A 22,123-nucleotide genomic window follows, 5' to 3' on the forward strand; every position below is an offset into this window, starting at 1 on the left:
CGGATCGGTCGATCCCGCGCGGGGACGGCTCCCCGTCCCCGGCATCCGCCATACCTACCGCATCGGGAGCGAATTGGGAGCGGGCATGAATATGGGAGCGCGCATGAGGCGGGAGATCGTCATCGGCAACGCGGGCGGACGAGCGCCCGGCCGGCGCCCGCCGCGGGACGATCTGCGGGCTCTTCGGCAGGCCGAGGGCTGATCGCCATCCGCACGCTCCGCTTCCTCCTCGGCGACCAGCTCACCCGCCGCATCGCCACCCTCACCGATCTCGATCCGGACCACGACGTCGTCCTGATGGTCGAGGTGCGGGCCGAGGCCACCTACGTGCGCCACCACAAGCAGAAGATCGCCTTCCTGTTCTCGGCGATGCGCCACTTCGCGGCGGAGCTGGAGGCGGAGGGCATCACCGTCGACTATGTTCGCCTCGATGCCCCGGGCAACACCGGCAGCTTCACCGGTGAGCTGGAACGCGCCGTCGCGCGCCACGCGGTAGACCGCGTCGTCGTCACCGAACCCGGGGAGTGGCGGGTCTGGACCATGATGGAGGGCTGGCGCGCCGATCTCGGCCCGCCCGTGGAGATTCGCGACGACAACCGCTTCCTCTGCCCCCGCGCCGACTTCGCCGCCTGGGCCGGCGACCGCCGGAGCCTGCGCATGGAGACGTTCTACCGCGGCATGCGCCGCCGCACCGGCCTGCTGATGGAGGGGACCGAGCCGACCGGCGGCCGCTGGAACTTCGACCCCGAGAACCGCAAGGGGCTGCCGAAGGGCCACGGCGTGCCCGAGCGCGTCGGCTTCCCGCCCGATGCCGTGACCCAGGAGGTCATCGCCCTGGTCGAGCGCGACTTCGCGGATCACTTCGGCGAGACCGACGCCTTTGCCTGGCCGGTCACCCGGGCCGAGGCCATCGCCGCCTTCAAGCACTTCCTCGCCGTCGGCCTTCCGGCCTTCGGCGACTATCAGGACGCGATGCGCGCGGACGCGCCGTTCCTGTACCACGCACTGATCGCGCCGGCGCTGAATGCCGGGCTGCTGACGCCGGAGGAGGTCTGCCGGGCGGCGGAGCGCGCCTATCGCGCCGGGGAGGCCCCGCTTCACTGCGTCGAGGGGTTCATCCGCCAGATCCTCGGCTGGCGCGAATACGTGCGCGGCCTGTACTGGGCCCGGATGCCGGACTACGCGGCGTCGAACGCCCTCGAGGCCACCCGCGATCTGCCGTGGTTCTACTGGTCCGGCGAGACCGCGATGAACTGCCTGGCGCAGTGCATCGGCGCCACCCGCACCCACGCCTACGCCCATCACATCCAGCGCCTGATGGTGACCGGCAACTTCGCCCTGCTCGCCGGCCTGGCCCCCGAGCAGGTGGAGGAATGGTACCTCGTCGTCTACGCCGATGCCTACGAATGGGTCGAGCTGCCCAACGTCCACGGCATGGTGCTCTGGGCCGATGGCGGCGTGATGGGCTCGAAGCCCTACGCGGCCTCGGGCGCCTACATCAACCGCATGTCGGATTACTGCCGGGGCTGCGCCTACGACGTGGCCAAGAAGACCGGTCCATCGGCCTGCCCGTTCAACTATCTCTACTGGAACTTCCTCATCCGGCACGCGGAGCGCCTGGCGGACAATCCGCGCCTCGCCATGCCCTACCGCACCCTGGCGCGGATGGACCCGACGAAGCGCGCCGCGATCCTCGACGACGCGGCGCGCTTCCTCGACGGGCTCGACGCGGCGCCGCCGGCCGCCCCGGCCGACCAGGGCACCCTCGCCCTGGCGCCGCCCCGGTCGAAGCCGGCCCGCCATCCGGCCCGGGACACGGCTACCAGGGCGTCCAGACGGAAAGGCTGAGATAGGGGCCGGGGTCCTGATCGCCGGTGAGCTGCAGCCCGGCCGAGAGGCGCAGGCTGAAGCGGCCGAGGGCGAAATCCGTCGCGTGCAGGCCGACGTTCCACTTCCGGTAGCCGGTCCCGTCCCCGGAGAAGGCGATCTCGGGTCCGAGATAGGCGCCCCAGTGCCGATAGCCCCAGGCGAGGCGACCCCAGGCGCTCATGCGGGTGGTGCCGGTGACCAGCGTGGCGGCCAACAGGGTCGCGTCGGTGGGGTGGGCCCACACCTCGCCGTGGAGGCGCAGGCCGAAGCGGGGCGGCAGGGCCTGCACGCAGCCGCAGCCCGACACCACCTCCATCGATCCCTCCGGCCCCGCATAGGCCGCCACGACGCCCCAGTCGCGAAACCACTGGTAGCCGAGCACGACGGCGCCGATCGCGGTGTCGCGCGTGGCGGCGCCCTCGCGGCGGCGCTGGCCGCCGAGGCTCCCCAGGGCCACGAATCCCTCCCGGTCGACCCGGTCCAGTGCCAGCTTCGCCCCGGTGGTCACGAAGACGGAGGGGCTCGCCTCCAGGCTTCCGAACAGGACGAGCGAGGCCGGCGAGGAGGACAGGGCCGGCGTGCCGAGGAGACCGGCGGCGCAGGCGGCCGGCACGACGAACCGCCTGGGCTTTCGCTTCGCCTCGGACAGGGCTGTGGTCGTCGCGCGCACGGGCGTCCCAGGTTCGACCCCGAGGACGCCCTGGCGGTCATGGCGCCGGGCCGCGGAATCAATCTATAATGGGCATAGCATAAAAATATAAGTTTCTGATTGTATTCCGACCCATCGCACAGAACACATCTGGTCAAGATACCTCATCGCAACTAACCGAGATCTTTCGCAACCTGAGATTGATTATTTGTGCGCGAGTCGATTTCCAGGACCGGGTGGATCCGTTCGAGGACCGCATTTCGGAGCCTTCCCGGCGCGCGGATGCGCCGCTTGGCCTCGGCGCCCATCTCGGCTACAGCCCGGCTCAGGACCGTCGCCAATGGCCGAGCTTTCTTGTCACCAGCTGCCAGAACTTCCGAGGTTCTCACCGTGCTCGCCGAGCAGGAAGGGGAACGGCTGACCGTCGGCGAGATCGTCGCCGTCCTGAAGGATCGCGCCTTCGCGCTCCTCATCGTCATCCTCGGATTGCCCAATTGCCTTCCGATGCCGCCGCCGATCCCCCTGGTCTGCGGTCTTCTGCTGCTGTTGGTGGCGATTCAGATCACGGCCGGCATGGCCTCGCCCTGGCTGCCCCGCGCGCTGCTGCGCCGGTCCGTCGCCCGCAGCGACGTCGAGCGGGCCGCCAGCCGGGCCGTGCCGCTGCTGCGCCGCCTCGAGCACTGGTCGCGCCCGCGCATGAGCCTGTTCGAGACCGCCCTCGGCATGCGCGGCGTCGGCCTCATCCTGCTGACCCTGTCGCTGGCCCTGATCGTAGCCGCGCCGATCGTGGGGCAGATCCCCCTCGGCCTCGCCATCTGCCTCGTCGGCCTCGGCCTCGTCGAGCGCGACGGCGTCGTGGTTCTGGGGGGCCTCGCCATCGGCGCCGTGGGCGTCCTCCTCAATGCCGGCTTCGTCTATGCGATCATCTCCGGCCTCATGAGCCTGTTCGCTCTCTGACGGACGGACCGCGCCGAGGATCGCCGCGCTCCGAGGGGCGCTGCGCCCGTCAGGCTTCGAGATGGCGCGCCCGCACCAGCCGGCGGACCAGGCCGCCCCGGCGCCCGATCAGCATCGAGACCAGGTAGAAGCCGCCCGCCGCGAGTACGATCGCGGGCCCGGTCGGGAGATCGGCCTGGTAGGACACGCTGAGCCCGACCACGCTCGACAGCATCGCGATCAGGACCGAGACCGGGATCATGCCCGACAGGTCCGCCGCCCAGAACCGCGCCGCAATGGCCGGCAGCAGCATCAGCCCCACCGCCAGCAGCGTGCCGAGGGCCTGGAAGCCTCCGACGAGGTTCATCACCACGAGGCCGAGAAAGGCGTAGTGCACCGGGCCGCCGGCCCGGCTGACCGTGCGCAGGAACAGCGGATCGACGCATTCCATCACCAGGGGCCGATAGATCGCCGCCAGCCCGAACAGCGTCACGGTGGCGATGCCGCCGAGGAGCCAGAGGGCCGGGTCGTCGAGGGCGAGGACGCTGCCGAACAGGATGTGCAGCAGGTCGATCTGCGAGCCGCGCAGGGAGACCAGCAGGACGCCGCCGGCCAGCGAGATCAGGTAGAAGGCCGCGAGGCTCGCATCCTCCTTGATCACGGTGGATCGGGTCACGAAGCCGGCCAGCAGCGCCACCGCGAGGCCGGCGGCCAAGCCGCCCAGGGTCATGGCCGGCAGGGACAGCCCCGCCACCAGGAAGCCTGCCGCCGCCCCGGGCAGGATCGCGTGGCTCATGGCGTCGCTCATCAGGCTCATGCGCCGCAGCATCAGGAACACGCCGACGGGCGGGGCCGAGAGCGACAGGGCGAGACAGCCGACCAGGGCCCGGCGCATGAAGCCGAATTCGACGAAGGGACCGAAGAGGAGGTCGATCACGCGGCGTGCCCCCGGTCGCGTACCGCCCCATGGTCGTGGGCATGCGGATGCGCATGGCGCCCATCGGGGCCGTGGTCATGGTCGGGACTGTGGTCGTGGTCGTGGTCGTGGGGCGGGCCCGGCTCCTCGTGCCGGCCGCAAACCGCGGCATCCTCGTCCCAGGCCTCCGACAGGCTCTGGGCGCGGGCGAGGTTCTGGGGCGTGAGCACCCGCTCGGTCGGTCCCCAGGCCACGCGCTCCCGCGCGAGCAGGAGCGTGAGCGGGAAGTGGCTCCGCACCTGTCCGAGATCGTGGAGGGCGGCCACGATGGTGCGGCCCTGCCCGTGCCAGGCGCGGACCAGGGCCAGGAGGTCGGCCGTGGTGCGTCCGTCGACCCCCGTGAACGGCTCGTCGAGGAGGAGGACGCGGGCCTCCTGCACGATCAGGCGCGCGAACAGGGCCCGCTGGAACTGGCCGCCCGACAGGGTGCCGATCAGGCGCGCCTCGAATCCGGCGAGGCCGACGGCGGCGAGGGCGTCCAGCAGCGTCGCCCGATGCCGGCGCGCGCTCCGCCAGGGGCCGAGGCGCCGCCACAGGCCCATGGCCACGAGATCGAGGACGCTGAGGGGGAAGCTGCGGTCGATCTCCGCCGCCTGCGGTAGGTAGGCGATGGCCTCCTCGAGACCCGGACGGGCGATCCGGCCCTCGAGACACGGAATCTCACCGACGATGCCCTTCAGGAGGGTCGACTTGCCGGCCCCGTTCGGCCCGACCAGGGCGAGGAGGGCCCCGGGCGGAATGACCCCGTCGAGGTGGTGGACCGCCGGGTGGCGGTCGTAGCCCAGGGTCAGCCCGTGGAGCGTGATGGCGCCGGGCAGATCACAGCTCATGGTCACGACTCATCGGGAGGCCCACAGGATGGCGGCCCAGAGCAGGAGGGTCAGGACCAGCGCCACCGCGAAGCGCAAGGATGCGCCGGCCTGGAACAGCGAGCGGCGGAGGGCGGCAGGGGGGCGCGGGGCTTGGATCACGGCGGGGCTTGGGTCACGGCGGGGCTCGGGTCACCGATGGATCATTTGCCCGAACGGGAGCGCCGGCTTATGTTGGCGGTGATACACTGTAACACTCGGGCAGTTCAACGGGCCGGGTTCACGGGGCAGATCATGCACGACCATGCGGCGACGCATGACCACGGTTGCGGCGGGGCGGAAGAAGCGATCGCCCGGGCGGAGCGCCTGTGTCGCGAGCGCGACCTGCAATTCACCCGCCTGCGTCGCGACGTGCTGGCGGCCGTGGCGGGGCAGACGCGGCCGATGGGCGCCTACGACATCGCCGAGACCCTAAGCGAGCCGGGGCGGCGCGTGGCGGCGGTCTCGGTCTACCGCGCCCTGGATTTCCTCACCGAGCACGGACTCGTGCACCGGATCGCCAGCCGCAACGCCTTCGTGTCCTGCGGCCACGCCCACACCGAGGGCGCCGGCCTCGTCTTCCTGATCTGCCGGAACTGCGGCACCATCGACGAGACCACCTCGCCGGAAGTGGAGGATCAGCTCGGCCGGACCCTGGCCAAGGCCGGCTTCAAGCCGACGAGCCGCATCCTCGAGGTCGAGGGCGAGTGCGGTGCCTGCCTCGGCCGGACCACCGCGGAGTGAGCGGGCACGCCCGCGGCCTCGCGCCGGGCCGCCCGTCGGCTCAGCACGCGTTCTCGTAGGCGCGGGGCGAGAACACGGTCATGAACAGGATCCGCAGGTCGAACCAGATCGACCAGTTGTCGATGTAGTGCAGGTCGTGCTGGACCCGCCGCTGCATGTCGAGGTCGGTGAGGGTTTCGCCCCGGAGGCCGTTCACCTGCGCCCAGCCGGTGATGCCCGGCATCACGTTGTGGCGTAGCGCGTAGAGGGCGATGCGGTTCTCGAAGCTGCGGTCATGCGCCAGGGCGTGGGGGCGCGGCCCCACGAGGGACATCTCGCCAAGCACCACGTTGATGAGCTGAGGCAGCTCGTCGATGTTCGAGCGCCGCAGGACGCGGCCGATCGGCGTGATGCGACTGTCGTTGCGGGTCGCCTGCTTGAAGACCTCCTCCGGAGCGGCCTTCATGCTGCGGAACTTGAAGACGCCGAAGGGCTGCTGGTTGAAGCCGTACCGCCTCTGCCGGAAGAACACCGGACCCGGGCTGTCGAGCTTGATCAGCGCCGCCACCACGAGGAAGAGCGGGCTCAGCAGCACCAGGGCGATCAGGGCCAGGGTCAGGTCCAGGCTGCGCTTCAGGAACAACTCGCCGGCCTGGAGCGGGCGACGCCCGATATTGATGCCCAAGAGGCGGCCGACCCGGGCGAGGGCGAGGTCCGGAAAGCGATCCATCACCGAGCCGGGGCGCAGGTGGAGGGCCGCCGGCACCCGCAGGAAAGCGTCGATGCAGCGCTCGATGTCCGAGGCGTCCGACCAGGGCAGGAGGATGAACACATCGTCCGGGCGCAGGAAGCGCACCACGGAGACCGCGAGATCGAGATCCTCCGATCTCTGGGCGTGCCGGGCCGCCGCGTCGCCGGTCGGGTCGACCTGACGCAGATAACTCGTGCCGATCACGCGCAGGCCGAGGGCCTCGGGGTCGTTGTGGGCATAGAAGCGCGCGATATCCTCCTCGTAGCCGACCAGATGGATCCGGTTGGTGTTGCCTGATGTCGATGTCGCCGCGCTGCGGACGAGGCGCAGCATCGTCGCGCGGGCGAACAGCATCGCCGGAAGGCCGCCGGCGAACATCCCCAGGGACACCAGGCGCGAATACTCATGGGTGGTCTTCGTGGCGAAGCCGATCAGCAGCACGACGGCCCAGGCCCCGATCCAGACCGTCGTCGCCCGCCGCAGGTGCGGCCGGCGGGCGAGCAGCGTCTCGATATGGTAGTCCTCGCGGACGAGGTTCGTCAGCAGCACGAACAGGGCGACCAGGGCGGCGAGCTCGAAGCTGCCGCTGTGTCCCGCCACCGGCCCGGTGACGTCGAAGGCCGTCCGGTAGGCGGCGTCGATCCCCGCGGCGACGCTGACGATGACGAGGATATCGGCAATGGCGGTCGCGGCCGAGAGCCCGATCCGAAACGCGGTGCGGCTGCGTCGGGGGAGAAGCGCCGCCCAGACATCGTGGCGCGCCCGCGACACCGGAAGCTTCTCGAGAGCGGCTGGGATTCGGTCATGAAACATCTGGAGCGCTCTGTCCCGTCCTGATGCGAAGACTGTCCGAAACTGAACCGAAATTACGGACCGGTTAGGGATGCCGAGACGATCGGTGCAAGACACGGGCCCGGAGTCCGTTGCTCTCGTCCGACGGCGCGGCGCGGGGTCTCGACCGCGACGGGGTCGCGCGTTCGACAGGTTGCTCCGAGAAGGACCTCTTCCGGTGGGCCCTTGAGGCGCCGTCCCGCGATCCTGCGGATGCGTCCGGTCGCGCATACCGCCCCACAACGTCGGTCCCGCGCAGAGGGTTGCGCACGACTATCGTTCGACCCGGAGCGCCCGGGCGCTGGGGATCGATCCCGGCCTCCGCCCGACGCCCCTGGTTCAGGCGCGGCCGGCGCGGCGGGCCGGCCGCGCCTCGCCGGGTTGCCCCGCCACGTCTCGACCCGGGACACGTCACGCCGGGTCGATCCGACCGGCCACGCGGCTGCCGCGAGAGGTCCCCACGCATCAGGCGGCGGCGTCCGAATCGGGCCGTGCGACGGTCTGGATCGTCTCGAACCCCTCGAACTGAGGATGGCCCAGGTAGAGGGGCTTGGTCGACGGCACGCGGCCGTGGGCCTTCCGGAATTGTTCCGACCGGGTCCAGGCCTCGAAATCCGCCTTCGACGACCAGATGGTGTGGGAGGCGTACAGCACGTGGTCCTCGCCTTCAGGACCGCGGAGGAGATGGAACTCCACGAAGCCCGGCATTTCGCCGAGATGACTGTCGCGGCCGAGCCAAACCTGCTCGAAGTCTTCCGTCGCGTCCTTGACGACTTTGAAGCGATTCATTGCGATATACATGATCCACCTGGGTTTTTCGGCGTCTCGGACGATCCCGTGCGACACCTCTAACCTGGGGCATAGGGGCACGAAAAGCCATCCGGTGCGGCGGATGCGCCGCGCTCCGGCCCGGCGCGGACCGCCCGATGAAAGCCCGGTCGCGCCCGGTTCGTCAGGCATTCGGAGCCGTGGGTGCGTTCGCGGTGCAGCGAAACTCGCGAGGGACGATCGCAACGTCGCGCTTGCAATCCGTGCCAGCTTTGTGGTCAAGCTCTCAGAACGGTCACCTCCGATGCTCATGCGGAGTAAACATCCAGTGGCGTTCGACTGCAGACAAGGATAGTCTCTACCACCACGTTCAATCGTTGATCGACTGCCTTGGTTTCGTGGCGAATGAACTTAAGGAATCCTGCACGCCTTCGTACGAAAGCGCTCCAACCTCATCGTCCCCGGGGCTGGTCCGGGCGGGGGCTGAAAATTTCTATAGGGACTGAATCGAGAGATGATGCCTAAGCAGACTACCGACGTCGATCGCCTCGTCGGATTGAGGATCACCGCTTTGCGCAAGGCGCGCGGCCTGAGCCAGACCGCGCTCGGGACCGCCGTGGGCGTGACCTTCCAGCAGGTACAGAAGTACGAGAAGGGGCAGAACCGCGTCGGTGCCGGGCGCCTGCGCGAGATCGCCCGTCTTCTCGAAGTTCCGGTCTCGGCCTTCTTCGAGGAAGACGAGGTTGGCGGCACCCAGTCCGATGTCTTCGGCTTCCTCAGCGCGCAGGGCGCGATCGAGTTGCTGCGGGCCTACGCGCTGATCGAGGACGATCAACTGCGCCGCGACGTGCTCGCCATCGTGCGGACGGCCGCGAAGATGGGCAAGCAGGCACCCGAGCCCGCCGCCGCCGGTTAGGGGCTCGCCGAGCCCCTAACCGATCCAGTGGAAGAAGCTGCCCGTCACGGCGCCGCGCCGGTGTCCGGCGTGGCCGAGGGGCACGCCCTCCGCATCGGTCACCGCCGCGAGCCCCGTCTCGGGGGTCGGCGGCGCACTCGTCTCGCTGGCATAGTGGAACTCGTGCCCGACGAGGCGTGCGCCCGCGCCCCCGAGGGGGCCCTCGGCCAGCAGCGTCGCGACGCGGTAGCCAAGGTGCAGGCGGCGGGTCTTGTAGGAGGTCGCCACCGGCAGCAGGCCCGCCATGGCGTGCGTGACCCCCTGCGCATCCTCCAGGCTCTCGCCCAGGACCATGTAGCCGCCGCACTCCCCGTGCACCGGCTTTCCCCGGGCGAACACCCGCAATCCGTCGAGGAAGCGCCTGGCCTGCGCCAGGGCGCCGGCATGGAGCTCGGGATAGCCGCCGGGCAGCCAGCCGGCATCGCAATCGGCCGGGGGCGGCTCGTCGGCCAGGGGCGAGAAGGGCACGAGTTCGGCGCCCGCCGCCCGCCAGCCCGCCGCCATGTGCGGGTACAGGAACGAGAAGGCCGCATCCGACGCGATGGCGATGCGCTGGCCCGGCGGCCGGGGCAGGATGCCGGCGCCCGGGGCGGGGGCCGCGCCGGCCGCGGCGGCCAGGATCGCGTCGAGGTCGAGGCCGGCCTCGGCGAGGTCGGCGAGCCGGTCGAGCCGGGCCTCGAGGTCGTTGGTCTCGCGGGCCTGGACGAGGCCGAGATGGCGCTCGGGCAGGACGAGGCTCGCATCCCGCATCAGCGCCCCGAGCACCGGCATGCCGATGCGGCTCAGGCCTGCCTCCACGAGGCGGCGATGGCGGGCACTCGCGACCTTGTTGAGGATCACCCCGGCGATGCGGATGCGCGGATCGTAGGATCGGCACCCGAGGGCGAGGGCGGCGGCCGATTGCGCGGCGCCGGAGACGTCGAGGACGAGGATCACCGGCCAGCCGTAGCGCGCGGCGATGTCGGCATTGGCGCCCGTGCGCCCCTCCGGTGCCACGATGCCGTCGAACAGCCCCATCGAGCCTTCGGCGATCACGAGGTCGGCGCCCAGAGCCGAGAGGGCCGCCACGGCGTCGAGCATCGGCCCCGGCATGGCGAAGCTGTCGAGGTTGAAGCTCGGATGGCCGGTGGCCGCCTGGTGGAAAGCGGGGTCGATGTAGTCCGGCCCGCACTTGGCGCCGCGCACGGCCAGGCCCCGCCGGGCCAGCGCCCGCATCAGCGCCAGGGTCACGGTGGTCTTGCCCGAGCTCGAACGGGGCGCGGCGACGAGGAGACCGGGCACGCTCACGGTCGGTCTCCGTTTGCGCGCTCGCCCGTCGGCCGGAAGCGCCGGTCGTAATCGGTGGCGTAGAGGGCGCTCTCCCGGAACTCCGCCGGGTCGAGGGCGGGCCCCACCAGGATCAGCGCCGTGCGCTCCAGCCCGGCCTCGGCCACCTGGCCGGCGATCGTCGCCAGGGTTCCGGTGAGCACCCGCTCGTCGGGCCAGGTGGCGCGGAACACCACCGCGACGGGGCAATCGGCGCCGTAGAACGGCGTCAGCTCGGAGACCACCGCGTCGACGACGTGGATCGAGAGGTGCAGGGCGAGGGTGGCGCCGGTGCCCGCGAAGGCCGCCAGGGTTTCGCGCTCCGGCATGGCGCTGGCGCGCCCGGAGGTGCGGGTGAGGACGACGGACTGGGCGAGGCCCGGTACGGTCAGTTCCCGCCGCAGGAGCGCGGCGGCGGCGGCGAAGGACGGCACGCCCGGCGTCACCGTGAAGGGGATGCCGGCCTGGGTCAGGCGGCGGGTCTGTTCGGCCAGCGCGCTCCAGATCGAGAGGTCCCCCGAGTGCAGGCGCGCCACGTCCTGGCCCGCCGCGTGGGCGGCCGCGCATTCGGCCACGATGGCGTCGAGGTCGAGGGGGGCCGTGTCGACGATGCGGGCGCCCGGCGGGCACCAGCCCAGGATCTCGGGCGCGACGAGGGACCCGGCATGCAGGCAGACGGGGCAGCGCGCGATGAGGTCGCGGCCACGGACGGTGATGAGGTCGGCGGCGCCCGGGCCGGCGCCGATGAAGTGTACGGTCATGGCTCCTGCGTGACGGATTGTGCGCGAAGCGCAAGGGCGCAGGTCGCCCCGGCACTGGCGATTCGCCGCAGCAGCAGCGTCGCACCCGGTCCGGCGGCGGCGAGGGCGGCGGCCTCCGCCACCGAGCCGACCCGGCGCGAGGCCTCGATCCGGTGCGAGCGGGTGGCCACTTCGGCGTCCACGGCGATCAGGGCCTCGGGCGGGACGGCCTCCAGGGGACAGCCGAGCGTCTGGGCGACGGCGCGGATCGCCGGCTCCCCGGCCCGGTCGCCGGCGGTGGCGAGGCGGACGACGCGGGCGCGCGGCAGGCCGGCGGCGTCGCAGGCCTGCGCGACCAGGGCGAGAATCTCGGCGGGCGCGGTCGCATGGCGAAACCCGATTCCTGCGACGAGGTCGCCCGGTCCGGGTTCCACCGGCGCCGTGCCATCCCCCCTCATGCCTTCACCCAGGCCCATTGCGTCACCGGCATCGCCCCGCGCCAGCCGTGCAGGTGCCCGACCGGATCCGCATGGGCGACCGTCAGGCGCTTGAGGCTCCCGCCCTGCTGCCCGAAGGCCGCGAGCAGCACGGCTTCGCCCTCCAGGGTCACCACGTTGGCGACGAGGCGTCCGCCCGGGGGCAGGGCGGCGACGGCCGCGTCGAGGACGCCCGGCGCGGTGACGCCGCCGCCGATGAAGACGGTGTCGGGGGCCGGCAGGCCGGCCAGCGCCGCCGGGGCGGGACCCTCCACCACGCGCAGGTCGGGCACCCCGAGGCGGGCCGCGTTGCGGGCGATGCGGGCGGCCCGGGCCGGGTTGCCCTCGACGGCGATGGCCCGCAGGCTCGGGTGGCGCAGCATCCACTCGATGGAGATGGAGCCGGCTCCGGCGCCGATGTCCCACAGGGTCTGGCCGGCGCGGGGGCGCAGGGCTGCCAGCGTCACCGCCCGGATGTCGGCCTTGGTCAGCTGGCCGTCATGTTCGAACCAGGCGTCGTCGAGGCCGGGGCTCACGGTGACCACCTGGGCCGCGGCCGCGCCGACGACCTCGATGCCGAGGGTGTTCAGGGGGTCGATCCCCACGAGGTCGAAGCCCGCGGCCGTCGCGCTGCGCCGGCGCTCGCGCGGGCCCCCCATGGCCTCCAGGACGGTGAGGCGGGATGCGCCGAGGCCGCGCTCGGCCAGGAGCGCGGCGACCGCCGCCGGCGTCGTCTCGTCCCAGGTCAGGACGAGGAGGCGGGCGCCGGGCTGGAGATGCGGGATCAGCCGGGGCAGTGCCCGGCCGTGCAGGGTGAGGCAGCCCGTCTCCGCCAGGGGCCAGCCGAGGCGGGCGCAGGCGAGGCTGAAGGCCGAGGGTTGGGAGAAGACCCGCATCTCCGCGGCCGGGACGAGGCGGGCGATCTCGGCCCCGATGCCGTAGTGGAACGGATCGCCGGTCGCCAGGATGCAGGTGGGCGTGCCGCGCCGGGCGAGGAGTCCCGGATAGGCGTCCGCCATGGGGCTCGGCCAGATCCGCGTCTCGGCGGCGAGCGGCGCGGCCAGCGCCAAGTGCCGGCGTCCGCCATAGACGAGGCGCGCGCCGTCGAGGGCGGCGGCGGCGGCGGGGCTCAGGCCCGCGCGTCCGTCCTCGCCGATGCCCACGATGGTGAGCCAGGGGGCGGCCGGCTGGCTGGTGGACACGGCGTTACCGGTCATGGAGAACGGCCCCGAGGGTGGGGGGAGCATGCGGATACTGATCCTGGGCGGTACCGGCGAGGCGAGCGCCCTGGTGCGCGGGCTCCTGGCCATGGACCGGCGCGATGCCGTCACCCTGTCGCTCGCCGGCCGCACCAGCCGGCCGAAGCCGGAACCCGTGCCGACGCGGATCGGCGGGTTCGGCGGCGTGGAGGGGCTCGCCGCGTGGCTGGCCCAGGACCGCACCGACCTCGTGGTTGATGCGACGCATCCCTTCGCGGCCCGGATGAGCGCCAACGCCGCCGAGGCCTGCGCCCGGACCGGGACGCGCCTGCTGGCGATCCGCCGTCCGGCCTGGAGGCCGGTGGCCGGAGACCGCTGGGTGGAGGTGCCTGACATGGCAGCCGCCGCTCGGGCGCTCGGCCCCGCGCCGCGCCGGGTCTTCCTCACCATCGGCCGGCAGGAGGTCGGGGCCTTCGCCGGCGCGCCGCAGCACGACTACGTCGTGCGCGCCATCGAGGACATCGCCCTGGCGGTCCCGCGGCTGACTTCGGTCCAGGCGCGCGGCCCCTTCGACGCGGCCGCCGAGGCGGCGTTCCTGGCCGAGGGCGCGATCGAGGTCCTGGTCAGCAAGAATTCCGGGGGCGGCGCCACCTACGGCAAGATCGCCGCGGCGCGGGCGCTGAGGCTGCCGGTCGTGATGGTCGACCGCCCGGAGAAGCCGGACGTGCCGAGCGTACCGGACGTCGCGGGGGCCCTCGCGGGGATCGCCGCCCTCTGAGGCCCGCGCCGACCCGCGCATCACGCCGCCGGCACGCTGCGCGGCGTGTAGACGAACGGCGTGGCGTCGCCGCGCGGGATCAGGCGGGTGGCCGAGGCGCCGATGATCACCATTGTGGCCATGTCGGCCGTGGTCGTCCGCGCTTCGTCGAGGGTGAGCACCCGGATCGCCTCGTCGGGCCGCGAGACGGCGCGGGCGAAGATCACCGGCGTGTCGCCGCGCCGGATCTCGGCGGCCAGATCGAGGGCCTTGCCGAGCTGCCAGGGCCGGGCGGAGGAGATCGGGTTGTAGAGGGAGATCACGAAATCCGCCCGCAGCACCGCCTCCAGACGGGCGGTGATGACCTCCCAGGGCTTGAGGTTGTCCGAGAGGGACATCGCGCAGAAATCGCCGCCCAGGGGCGCGCCGAGGCGGGCGGCGGCGGCCAGCATCGCGGTGATGCCGGGCTCCACCGTGATGGGGAGCCGGGCCCAGGCCGGATCGCCGGCCTCCACCGCCTCGAACACCGCCGCCGCCATGGCGAACACGCCGGGATCGCCGCCGGAGACCACCGCGACGCGCCGGCCGGAGGCGGCGAGTTCGAGGGCGTGGCGGGCCCGGTCGACCTCCACCCGGTTGTCGCTGGCGTGGCGGACGAGACCCGGCCTCTCGGGCACGCGGGCGACGTAGGGAATGTAGCCGATGAGATCCTGCGCCTGGGCCAGGGCCTCCTGTGCGGCCGCCGTCAGCAAGCGCGGATCGCCGGGGCCGAGGCCGACGATCGCGACGGACCCGGAAGCCGAGGTCGGGCCGCTCACGGCCGGCGTCCCTCGCCGGGCAGGAGCACCATCGAGAAGTAGGGCGCCTCGTCGTCGGGCTTGTCCTTGAGGGCGATCACCCGCTCGCCCGCCATGGTGCCGCGCTCCACATAGACCGCGCGCTCCAGCACGCCGGCCTCGGCGAGCGCCGCCCGCACCTTCGGCAGGTGGCGGCCGAGCTTCATCAGCACGGCGGCGTCGGTGGCGCGCAGGCGCTCCACCAGGGCGGCGTGCGGCAGGGTGGCGGGCAGCACGGTCAGCACGTCGTCGCCCCAGGTGATCGGGGTGCCGGCGCGGGTCCAGCAGCCGGACATCCCGGTGACGCCGGGCACGACCTCCACGGGGAAGCGGTCCTTCAGGCGCCGCCACAGGTGCATGAACGAGCCGTAGAAGAACGGATCGCCCTCCGACAGGATGGCGACGTCCCGGCCCGCACCGAGATGGTCGGCGAGGCGCCCGGCCGCGTCGTCGTAGAAGGCGGCGAGGGCCGCGACGTAGTCCGGGTGCCCCGGGTGGAGCTCGGTGGTGTAGGGGTAGACCAGGGGGCATTCGCGCCCCGGCTCGGCGGCGAGCACGGCGTCCGCGATGGTGCGGGCGTTGCCGCGACGGCCCTTCTTGCAGAAATGCACCAGCACCGGGGCCCGCTCCAGCACCCGCATGGCGCGCACGGTGAGGTAGTCCGGCTCGCCCGGGCCCATGCCGACGCCGAACAGGGTGCCGGTGCTCACCGCGCGCGGGATCTCGGTCCGCTCCGCCGCATCGGGGGGAAGGCGCTCGCCGGAATCCATCACTCGATCTCTTGCGCGAGCGCGTTGATGGCCGCGGCCGTCATGGCGCTGCCGCCGCGTCGGCCATGGACCACGATGAAGGGCACCCGACCGTCACGGGCGAGGGCTTCCTTCGACTCTGCGGCGCCGACGAACCCGACCGGGATGCCGATGACGGCGGCGGGGGGCGGCACGCCCTCGTCGAGAAGCTCGAGGAGGCGGAACAGCGAGGTCGGGGCGTTGCCCACCGCCACGACGCTGCCGGGCAGGTGCTCGCGCCAGAGCTCCATGGCGGCGGCCGAGCGGGTGGTGTTCATGGCGGCGGCGAGGTCCGGCACGCGCGGATCGCTCAAGGTGCAGATCACCCGGTTGTCGGCGGGCAGCCGCGCCCGCGTGACGCCGTCGGCGACCATGCGGACGTCGCACAGGATCGGCGCGCCGGCCTTCAGGGCCGCCTCGCCAGCTTGCGCGAAGTCGGGGGAGGCCTCCACGTCGCGCGGCAGGTCGGTCATGCCGCAGGCGTGGATCATCCGCACCACGACCCGTTCGGCGGTGCCCTGGAAGCGCGCGAGATCGGCCTCGGCCCGGATCATCGCGAAGGAGCGGGCATAGATGGCCCCTCCGTCACGCAGGTAGTCGAGGCGGGAACTCATGACGGTCGCGGTCCTGGCGGGTGGTCTGGGAAGATCCGGGCGAGGGAATGTGCCGAATCCGCCCTCCTTACGCGCTCCAGCGCGGCCTCGAAAGGGAGGCGCGTCGTTGGCGAGGCATCCGGCCGCCCGGACAGCACCACGTCGTACCACCCGTCCCGCCCGACGAGGGTGAGGTCGGCGGCGCCCGGATGGGCGCAGCCCTTGGGGCAGCCCGAGACATGGGCGCGCAGGCCGCGCGCCGCGAAGGGCCGGAACGCCTCGGCCAGGCGGGCCGCGTCGTGCAGGGTCGGGGTCGATCCCGACGCGCAGGCCGGCGCGCCTGGGCAGGCCGCCACCGCCCCGCGCGGATCGTCGGCCCGCGTCAGGAAGCCGGCCCCGGCCAGGGTTTCCCGCGCGGCTTCGGCAACGGCGGCGTCGGCGCAGACGAGGAGGAGGCCGCGGGTCGGCGAGAGGCGCAGGTCCGCGCCGCCGACGGCGTCCGCCGTGTCGGCGAGCGCGTCGAGCGCGTCGGCGGTGCAGCGGCCGAAGGGGGCGTCGACGAGGAGGGCGACGCGCCCCTCCGCCCTCGGGGGCGAGGATCGCCGGGACTCGCTGTCCGGAAGAGATAGGGGTGGCAGGGCCAGTAAGCCCGGGTTCAGGGCGGCCGACTCGGCCGGCCCGGCGATGCGCTGCAGGCCGAAGCGAGCCAGGGTCTCCGCCCGGGCCGCTGCCGGAACATCGCGGATCCGCCGTTGCCCGCTCGCCGCCAGCAGGCGCAGGGCCGCCTCGATGATGGTCGGCGCCGCACCGTCGGGCAGGCGCCACCAGGCCGCGTCGCCGGCGAGGCGCAGGGCAAAACCCGCGCGCGTGACGACGGCGTGAAGGTCGGCCTCCGCCGAACCGAGGCTGATCCCGTGCGTGGCCGCCTCGACGGCCACCAGCGACTTCGGCGGCAGGCCCGGGATCACCCGCCCGATCGCCTCGATGGCCTGGGCCAGGGCCGGGACCGCCTCGGGTTCGAGCCCGGCCAGCGGCGTGGTCAGGGTCAGGCGTTGCGGGCCCCCGTCGTGGCGGACATCCCCGAGACCGACGGCCGCCAGCGCCTCGGCGAGGTCGCAGCGGGTCGCCTCGGTGACCCCGCGGATCTGCAGGTTGGCCCGGGCTGTGACGTCGACATGGCCGTTGCCGAAGCGGCGCGCGCCCGCCGCCACCGCCCGGGCCTGGGTCGGGGTGAGGCGCCCGAGGGGCGGGTGGACGCGGGCGAGCAGGCCGTCGCCGGTGGGCATCGGCCGGGCGAGGCTGGGGCACCAGCCGCGCCGGCTCGGCGCCTCCGGGGCGACGCGGCGGGGCGCGGTCATTCCGCCGCCTCGCGCAGCAGCTCGTCGGCCGCCATCTCGTCGGCCGCCATGGCGTTGCGCCGGGTGGTCCAGAGGCCGCGCCGGCGGGCCTCGTCGAAGCGCTCGAGGATGGCGCGGGCCGCCTCCGGATTGGCCGCCCGCAGGGTCTCGAAGGTCTCGAGGTCGGCGATCATCGCCCCGTAGAGCCGGTCGAGGTCGGCGTCGCACACCGCGTCCGTGGTGGCGGCGAGGACGAAGACCGCGTCGACCCCCTGTGCCAGTTCCTGGGCGCCGCGGTAGCCGTGCCGGAGCTGCGCCGCGATCCAGCGCGGATGGGCGAGGCGGCCCCGGATCAGACGGGCGGCGTCCTCGCGGGCGGTGCGCGCCTTCGGGCTCTCGGGCGTGGCGACGTCGAGGCTGTAGAGGGCGGGGCTCGCCCCCGTCAGGGCGGCGGCGGCCGAGAAGCCGCCCATCGCCTCCACGGCGGCGTCGCCGTCGAGAAGGTCGCGTTCGGCGACGTCGAAGGCGTGCACGTAGGCGTCGGCGCCGGCCACCCGGGCGGCGAAGCCCGCATCCTCCCTGTCCGCCGCGCCCCCATAGGCGTGCGACGTGGCGGCGAGATAGGCCCGCCCGAGATCGTCGCGGCTGTCCCAAGCCCCGTCGAGGGCGAGGCCGCCGGCCCCCGCGCCGTAGCGCCCGGGCGCCGCGCCGTAGACTCGGGCCAGCGCCTCGCCCCGGCGGCGGGCGGCGGCCAGCGGATTCTCGTCATCCTCTTCCTCCCGCGCTGCCACCGCCTCGGCGGCCCGGGCGAGGAGCGACAGGGTCTCGGGAAAGGTATCGCGAAAGGCGCCCGAGACCCGCACCGTCACGTCGATGCGCGGCCGGTCGAGGAGCGCCAGCGGCAGCACCTCGAAACCGGTGACCCGGGTGGAGGCGTGGTCCCAGACCGGGCGCACGCCCATCAGGGCCAGGGCGTGGGCGACGTCTTCGCCGCCGGTGCGCAGGGTGGGCGAAGCCCAGAGATCCATGACGATCCGGGCCGGGTACTCGCCCTCGTCCTGCAGGTAGCGCAGGACCACGGCGTCGGCGGCCCTGGCCCCCAGGGTGGTGGCGGCCCGGGTCGGCAGGCTGCGCGGGTCGAGGGTGGCGAGGTTGCGGCCCGTGGGCATCACGTCGGTGCGCCCGCGCGACGGCGAGCCGGCGGGACCGGGCGCCACGAAGCGGCCGTCGAGGCCACGCAGCAGGCCGAGGCGCTCGCCCTCCGCGCAGGCGGCCACCGCCTCAGAGGCCTCGGCCCCGGCCCGGCCGAATACGTGCAGACCGTCGCGCGCGGTCACCTCGCCGAGGTCGCACAGATGCGCGTCGAGGGCCGCGAGCGCGTCCGGCATCGGCGTGTCGGCGTCGATCCCGGCACCGGCGAGCAGCCCGGCCGACATCGCCTCGTCCAGGATGGTGCGCGCCAGGATCGCGGCGCGGCGCGGGTCGAGGACGCTGGCGGCGGAGTATTCCTCCACGAGCGCGCGCAGGCGCGCCGCGTCGGGGTCGAGCCCCGTCACGCCGGTCTGCGGCGTCAGGTGTCCGAGGGCGACGCCCCCGAGGCGCCGCTTCAGGGGCGCGGCCTCGCCCGGATCGTCGACGATGAAGGGATAGACCACCGGGAGCGCCCCGACGGCGCGGGCCGGCCAGCAATCCGGCGAAAGGGCGACGGCCTTGCCCGGCAGCCACTCGGCGGTGCCATGGGTGCCGAGGTGAACGAGGGCGTCGAACCGGCTGCGCAGGCCGAGATGGAAGGCCAGATAGGCGTGGGTCGGCACCGCGTCGGGGTCGTGATAGGCGGCCTTCCGGTCCTTCGACCGCCCGCGATCCGGCTGCAGGAAGACCGCGAGGCGGCCGCCCTGCGGGGCCACGCTCGCGAAGCGGAAGGCGCCGTTCCGGCAGGCCGGGTCGGCCTCGGGCGGACCCCACTCGGCGTCGAGGGCCGCGCGGGCGGTCTCCGGCAGCGTGCCGGACCAGTCCCGGTAGGCATCGAGGTCGACCGCGAAGTCCTTCGGCCCCTGCGTCAGACCCCGCATCAGCGCGTCGGCGTCCGGCAATGCGCCGATGCCGTAGCCGGCCTGCGCCAAGTCCGCGACGATCGCCCGCGCGCTCTCCGGCGTGTCGAGGCCGACGGCGAATCCCGCGCGGCCGCCGCGGGCGGGGTAATCCGAGAGCACCAGGGCGAGGCGGCGCTCGGCCCGGGGCAGCCGGGCGAGGCGGATCCAGGCGGCGGCGCGCTCGGCCAGGGCCGCGATGCCCTCCGCGTGCGGCACGGCGCGTCGCTCGGCGAAGCCCTCGGTTTCCGGACCCTCCTCCTTGAACGAGATCGGAAAACCGGAGAGCCGGCCGTCGAATTCCGGCAGGGCGACCTGCATGGCGAGGTCGGCCGCACCCATGCCCCGGGCGGAGGCGGCCCAGGCGTCCCGCGCCGCGCCGATGCTGAAGGCCTGTAGGACCGGGCAATCGGCGGCATCGAGGACGAACCCGGCATCCTCCCGCGCCGAGAAGGCGGTGGCGGCGATGACGATGGCGGGCCGATGCGCCGCGATGGCCGCCCGGAGGGGCGCGATCGCGGCGGGGTCCTTCAGGCTCGACACCGCCACGGCCAGCACCGCAAGGCCGCGCGCCTGGAGCGCGGCGCCCAACGCGGCGATCGGCGCGGTGTCGCCCGAGAGCACGCTGGACCGGTAGACCACGACCAGCGCCAGCGGCGCCTCGGCCGGGGCGGTCTGGAACGGTCGTCCGGCGGCGCGGGCCTGCCCGTCCGCGACGGGGCCGCAGCCCGGGCAGCAGACGAAGCCGCGGGGCAGGGGCAGGGGCGCCTCGACCGCCGCGGGATATCCGATCGCGGCGGCCATGCGCCCGACCAGGCGGCGCAGGTTCGCCGTGCCTCCGGCCCGGAAATAGGCGTCGAAGTCGGGGGCGAGCTCCGGCTTCGTCGAATAGGCGTCGAGGCGCGGGTCGGGCCGGTCGTCGCCCGGCAGCACCACGAGCGCCACCCCGGCGGCGCGGGCGGCCGCGCTGGCGCGCTCGATGCCGTAGCGCCAGTAATCGAGCCCGCCGAGACAGCGGATCACCACCATCCGTGCCTGGGCGATCACCGACTCGACGTAGAGGTCGACCGACATCGGGTGGCGAAGTTTCGCGAGCTTGGCGAGCCGCAGGGTCGGGCCTCCGGCCGAACCCGGCGGGAAGACCGCCGCGTGGGCGCCAGCCATGCCGAAGAGATCCGAATCGGTGAAGGACAGGAAGACGATGTCCCCCGGCGCCTGACCGAGATCGATCGCGGCTTCGCCCTCGTCGAGGGAGACCGTATCGATGCGGATCAGGTGCATGGCGGGCGCTTATCCCGCCAAGGCGGCGGCGACGGCGGCCTGGTCGAACCCCTTGAGGCCGATCACCACGAGGCGGCCGTCGCGGGGCTCGCTGGACTTCCAGGGGCGGTCGTAATGGTGGGCGATGCGGGCACCGACGCCCTGGACCACGAGGCGCATCGGCTTGCCGGTAACCTCGGCGAAGCCCTTGATGCGCAGCACGCCCTCCGTCTCGGCGGCGCGGGCGACGCGGATGGCCAGGTCCTCGGCCGAGGCCGTGGCCGCCACCGGCAGCGCTACCGAATCGAAGTCGTCGTGGTCGTGGTCCTCGCCCTCGCCGTGGTGGGAGGGACGCGCGTCGAGGTCGTCCTCGGCCGCCGCCTGGATCCCCAGGATCACGCGCGGGTCGAGGCGGCCGTGCTCGGCCTCCACCATCTTCACCGCGCGGGGCAGGTGTTCGGTGACCTCGGCCCGGACCTTGGCGCGCCCGGCCTCGTCGAGGAGGTCGGCCTTGTTCATCACCACAAGGTCGGCGCAGAGGAGCTGGTCCTCGAACACCTCCTCGAGGGGATTGTCGTGGTCGACGCTGGCGTCGTCCGCGCGCTGGGCGGCGAGCGCCGCCGGATCGTCGGCGAAGAAGCCGGCGGCCACGGCCGGGCCGTCGATGACCGCGACCACGCCGTCCACCGTCACCCGCGAGCGGATCGCCGGCCACTGGAAGGCCTGGACCAGGGGTTTGGGCAGGGCGAGGCCCGAGGTCTCGATCAGGATGTGCTCGGGCGGATCGGCCCGGTCGAGGAGCTTGTTCAGGGCCGGCACGAAATCGTCGGCCACGGTGCAGCAGATGCAGCCGTTGGCGAGCTCGACGATGTCCTCGTCGCCGCAGCCCTCGATGCCGCAGGCGGCCAGGAACGAGCCGTCGAAGCCGATGTCGCCGAACTCGTTGACGATGATGGCGAGGCGCCGGCCGTTCGCGTTCTCCACGAGGTGGCGCACCAGGGTGGTCTTGCCGGCCCCGAGGAAGCCCGTGACGATGGTGCAGGGGATCTTGGCGACGAGGGTCATTCGGCGGCGTCCGGAAGGGGGGGCGCCGCGACGGGCGGCGGGAATGGGGGAAGGCGGGCGACGACGCCCTTGCGGAATTCCTGCGGCCGGGCCTTCCACGGCACGATGCCGTCCGGCGTCTCGGCATAGAGCGCCACGCCGTCCAGGATGGTGCCGGCCGACGCGACCGGGTCGAGATCGCCGTAGACGTAGGTCCAGCGGCCTTGCGAGGCCACCGCCACCGTGCAGGGGCGCTTGCAGACCGAGAGGCATTCGACGCTCTCGATCGTGATGCCCGGGTGGCCGCCGGCGCTCACGGCGTCCTGAAGCGCGGCGAGCAGGCGGGCGCCCGCCCGCGGCTCCGAGGCGTCGCCGGCCGTCCGGCAGGTGGC

22 protein-coding genes are annotated in these 22,123 nt (G+C 73.1%); 5 read left to right on the forward strand and 17 right to left on the reverse strand.

The genetic code is table 11. The annotated features are described in order from the left end of the window. Positions 1-207: 207 nt before the first annotated feature. Complete coding sequence (locus ASF18_RS14350) at positions 208-1,848, forward strand: cryptochrome/photolyase family protein (RefSeq protein ID WP_082487606.1); 1,641 nt, start codon at positions 208-210, stop codon at positions 1,846-1,848. Here the strand turns inward: ASF18_RS14350 and bcsS are convergent. Beyond that, on the reverse strand, positions 1,820-2,539 hold the full coding sequence (gene bcsS, locus ASF18_RS14355) for a cellulose biosynthesis protein BcsS (protein WP_244472708.1): 720 nt from the start codon (positions 2,537-2,539) through the stop codon (positions 1,820-1,822). The genes ASF18_RS14350 and bcsS overlap by 29 nt on opposite strands. A 333-nt stretch (positions 2,540-2,872) precedes the next feature. Between bcsS and ASF18_RS14360 the strand changes: the two genes are divergently transcribed. Further along, positions 2,873-3,475, forward strand: a complete 603-nt coding sequence (locus ASF18_RS14360; RefSeq protein ID WP_274534725.1) for an exopolysaccharide biosynthesis protein — start codon at positions 2,873-2,875, stop codon at positions 3,473-3,475. A gap of 49 nt (positions 3,476-3,524) precedes the next feature. Here ASF18_RS14360 and ASF18_RS14365 read toward each other — a convergent pair whose 3' ends face one another. From ASF18_RS14365 to ASF18_RS25080, 3 genes are read right to left on the reverse strand one after another with little or no spacing between them, the layout of a single operon-like run. Beyond that, positions 3,525-4,349 carry a metal ABC transporter permease gene (locus ASF18_RS14365; RefSeq protein ID WP_156389722.1) on the reverse strand — a complete coding sequence of 275 codons (825 nt, stop codon included), beginning with the start codon at positions 4,347-4,349 and terminating at the stop codon, positions 3,525-3,527. A gap of 38 nt (positions 4,350-4,387) precedes the next feature. Further along, positions 4,388-5,260 (reverse strand): ABC transporter ATP-binding protein, encoded by an 873-nt coding sequence (locus ASF18_RS14370; RefSeq protein ID WP_056352499.1) that lies wholly within the window; start codon positions 5,258-5,260, stop codon positions 4,388-4,390. Between the two features lie 9 nt (positions 5,261-5,269). Further along, positions 5,270-5,401, reverse strand: coding sequence for a hypothetical protein (locus tag ASF18_RS25080; protein WP_274534726.1), 132 nt, complete (start codon positions 5,399-5,401; stop codon positions 5,270-5,272). Positions 5,402-5,533: 132 nt separating this feature from the next. Here ASF18_RS25080 and ASF18_RS14375 point away from each other — a divergent pair, with 132 nt between their 5' ends. Beyond that, positions 5,534-6,022: a Fur family transcriptional regulator gene (locus ASF18_RS14375; RefSeq protein WP_056214709.1), complete on the forward strand. Its 489-nt coding sequence runs from the start codon at positions 5,534-5,536 to the stop codon at positions 6,020-6,022. Between the two features lie 40 nt (positions 6,023-6,062). Here ASF18_RS14375 and ASF18_RS14380 read toward each other — a convergent pair whose 3' ends face one another. Together ASF18_RS14380 and ASF18_RS14385 are read right to left on the reverse strand one after the other, a co-directional pair. Further along, complete coding sequence (locus ASF18_RS14380; RefSeq protein WP_056352501.1) at positions 6,063-7,565, reverse strand: exopolysaccharide biosynthesis polyprenyl glycosylphosphotransferase; 1,503 nt, start codon at positions 7,563-7,565, stop codon at positions 6,063-6,065. 483 nt (positions 7,566-8,048) lie between these two features. Then, positions 8,049-8,384 (reverse strand): antibiotic biosynthesis monooxygenase, encoded by a 336-nt coding sequence (locus ASF18_RS14385; RefSeq protein WP_056214716.1) that lies wholly within the window; start codon positions 8,382-8,384, stop codon positions 8,049-8,051. Between the two features lie 481 nt (positions 8,385-8,865). Here ASF18_RS14385 and ASF18_RS14390 point away from each other — a divergent pair, with 481 nt between their 5' ends. Then, positions 8,866-9,267 carry a helix-turn-helix transcriptional regulator gene (locus ASF18_RS14390; protein ID WP_056214719.1) on the forward strand — a complete coding sequence of 134 codons (402 nt, stop codon included), beginning with the start codon at positions 8,866-8,868 and terminating at the stop codon, positions 9,265-9,267. Positions 9,268-9,282: 15 nt separating this feature from the next. Here ASF18_RS14390 and ASF18_RS14395 read toward each other — a convergent pair whose 3' ends face one another. From ASF18_RS14395 to ASF18_RS14410, 4 genes are read right to left on the reverse strand one after another with little or no spacing between them, the layout of a single operon-like run. Next, positions 9,283-10,593, reverse strand: coding sequence for a cobyrinate a,c-diamide synthase (locus ASF18_RS14395; protein ID WP_056352504.1), 1,311 nt, complete (start codon positions 10,591-10,593; stop codon positions 9,283-9,285). Continuing rightward, positions 10,590-11,372, reverse strand: a complete 783-nt coding sequence (gene cobM / locus ASF18_RS14400; protein WP_056352506.1) for a precorrin-4 C(11)-methyltransferase — start codon at positions 11,370-11,372, stop codon at positions 10,590-10,592. The genes ASF18_RS14395 and cobM overlap by 4 nt, the downstream gene beginning before the upstream one ends. Then, complete coding sequence (locus tag ASF18_RS14405; protein WP_056215358.1) at positions 11,369-11,809, reverse strand: cobalamin biosynthesis protein; 441 nt, start codon at positions 11,807-11,809, stop codon at positions 11,369-11,371. Before ASF18_RS14405 ends, cobM begins: the two co-directional genes overlap by 4 nt. Further along, positions 11,806-13,044 carry a bifunctional cobalt-precorrin-7 (C(5))-methyltransferase/cobalt-precorrin-6B (C(15))-methyltransferase gene (locus ASF18_RS14410; protein WP_056352512.1) on the reverse strand — a complete coding sequence of 413 codons (1,239 nt, stop codon included), beginning with the start codon at positions 13,042-13,044 and terminating at the stop codon, positions 11,806-11,808. The genes ASF18_RS14405 and ASF18_RS14410 overlap by 4 nt, the downstream gene beginning before the upstream one ends. A gap of 28 nt (positions 13,045-13,072) precedes the next feature. On the opposite strand from ASF18_RS14410, the gene ASF18_RS14415 reads away from it, so the two are divergent. Next, positions 13,073-13,804 (forward strand): cobalt-precorrin-6A reductase, encoded by a 732-nt coding sequence (locus ASF18_RS14415; RefSeq protein ID WP_082487546.1) that lies wholly within the window; start codon positions 13,073-13,075, stop codon positions 13,802-13,804. A 20-nt stretch (positions 13,805-13,824) separates the two neighbouring features. Here ASF18_RS14415 and cobJ read toward each other — a convergent pair whose 3' ends face one another. The 7 genes from cobJ to ASF18_RS14450 form a co-directional block, all read right to left on the reverse strand. Further along, on the reverse strand, positions 13,825-14,601 hold the full coding sequence (cobJ, locus tag ASF18_RS14420; protein WP_056352516.1) for a precorrin-3B C(17)-methyltransferase: 777 nt from the start codon (positions 14,599-14,601) through the stop codon (positions 13,825-13,827). Next, positions 14,598-15,389 (reverse strand): precorrin-2 C(20)-methyltransferase, encoded by a 792-nt coding sequence (locus tag ASF18_RS14425; RefSeq protein WP_056352517.1) that lies wholly within the window; start codon positions 15,387-15,389, stop codon positions 14,598-14,600. Before ASF18_RS14425 ends, cobJ begins: the two co-directional genes overlap by 4 nt. Continuing rightward, the gene (locus ASF18_RS14430; RefSeq protein WP_055947476.1) at positions 15,389-16,021 is read right to left on the reverse strand and encodes a precorrin-8X methylmutase; all 633 of its coding nucleotides are present in this window, start codon (positions 16,019-16,021) and stop codon (positions 15,389-15,391) included. Before ASF18_RS14430 ends, ASF18_RS14425 begins: the two co-directional genes overlap by 1 nt. After that, positions 16,018-17,358, reverse strand: a complete 1,341-nt coding sequence (locus ASF18_RS14435) for a hypothetical protein (protein WP_056352524.1) — start codon at positions 17,356-17,358, stop codon at positions 16,018-16,020. Before ASF18_RS14435 ends, ASF18_RS14430 begins: the two co-directional genes overlap by 4 nt. Next, on the reverse strand, positions 17,355-20,708 hold the full coding sequence (gene cobN, locus ASF18_RS14440) for a cobaltochelatase subunit CobN (RefSeq protein WP_056352526.1): 3,354 nt from the start codon (positions 20,706-20,708) through the stop codon (positions 17,355-17,357). Before cobN ends, ASF18_RS14435 begins: the two co-directional genes overlap by 4 nt. A gap of 9 nt (positions 20,709-20,717) precedes the next feature. Further along, positions 20,718-21,752: a cobalamin biosynthesis protein CobW gene (cobW, locus tag ASF18_RS14445; RefSeq protein ID WP_056214751.1), complete on the reverse strand. Its 1,035-nt coding sequence runs from the start codon at positions 21,750-21,752 to the stop codon at positions 20,718-20,720. Next, positions 21,749-22,123 (reverse strand): DUF1636 domain-containing protein (locus tag ASF18_RS14450; protein ID WP_082487610.1); only part of this gene is annotated, 375 nt, incomplete at its 5' end. The genes ASF18_RS14450 and cobW, both read right to left, overlap by 4 nt.

The organism is Methylobacterium sp. Leaf89 (genome assembly GCF_001422215.1).
GTDB lineage: Bacteria > Pseudomonadota > Alphaproteobacteria > Rhizobiales > Beijerinckiaceae > Methylobacterium.

Coding starts and splice junctions, on each gene's coding strand:
- ASF18_RS14415 (WP_082487546.1), top strand. CDS start 13,073: ATGCGGATACTGATCCTGGGCGGTACCGGCGAGGCGAGCGCCCTGGTG.
- ASF18_RS14375 (WP_056214709.1), top strand. CDS start 5,534: ATGCACGACCATGCGGCGACGCATGACCACGGTTGCGGCGGGGCGGAA.
- cobW (WP_056214751.1), bottom strand. CDS start 21,752: ATGACCCTCGTCGCCAAGATCCCCTGCACCATCGTCACGGGCTTCCTC.
- ASF18_RS14385 (WP_056214716.1), bottom strand. CDS start 8,384: ATGTATATCGCAATGAATCGCTTCAAAGTCGTCAAGGACGCGACGGAA.
- ASF18_RS14405 (WP_056215358.1), bottom strand. CDS start 11,809: ATGAGGGGGGATGGCACGGCGCCGGTGGAACCCGGACCGGGCGACCTC.
- ASF18_RS14430 (WP_055947476.1), bottom strand. CDS start 16,021: ATGAGTTCCCGCCTCGACTACCTGCGTGACGGAGGGGCCATCTATGCC.
- ASF18_RS14390 (WP_056214719.1), top strand. CDS start 8,866: ATGATGCCTAAGCAGACTACCGACGTCGATCGCCTCGTCGGATTGAGG.
- cobM (WP_056352506.1), bottom strand. CDS start 11,372: ATGACCGTACACTTCATCGGCGCCGGCCCGGGCGCCGCCGACCTCATC.
- ASF18_RS14410 (WP_056352512.1), bottom strand. CDS start 13,044: ATGACCGGTAACGCCGTGTCCACCAGCCAGCCGGCCGCCCCCTGGCTC.
- ASF18_RS14370 (WP_056352499.1), bottom strand. CDS start 5,260: ATGAGCTGTGATCTGCCCGGCGCCATCACGCTCCACGGGCTGACCCTG.
- ASF18_RS14425 (WP_056352517.1), bottom strand. CDS start 15,389: ATGGATTCCGGCGAGCGCCTTCCCCCCGATGCGGCGGAGCGGACCGAG.
- cobN (WP_056352526.1), bottom strand. CDS start 20,708: ATGCACCTGATCCGCATCGATACGGTCTCCCTCGACGAGGGCGAAGCC.
- ASF18_RS14365 (WP_156389722.1), bottom strand. CDS start 4,349: ATGCGCCGGGCCCTGGTCGGCTGTCTCGCCCTGTCGCTCTCGGCCCCG.
- ASF18_RS14380 (WP_056352501.1), bottom strand. CDS start 7,565: ATGTTTCATGACCGAATCCCAGCCGCTCTCGAGAAGCTTCCGGTGTCG.
- ASF18_RS14435 (WP_056352524.1), bottom strand. CDS start 17,358: ATGACCGCGCCCCGCCGCGTCGCCCCGGAGGCGCCGAGCCGGCGCGGC.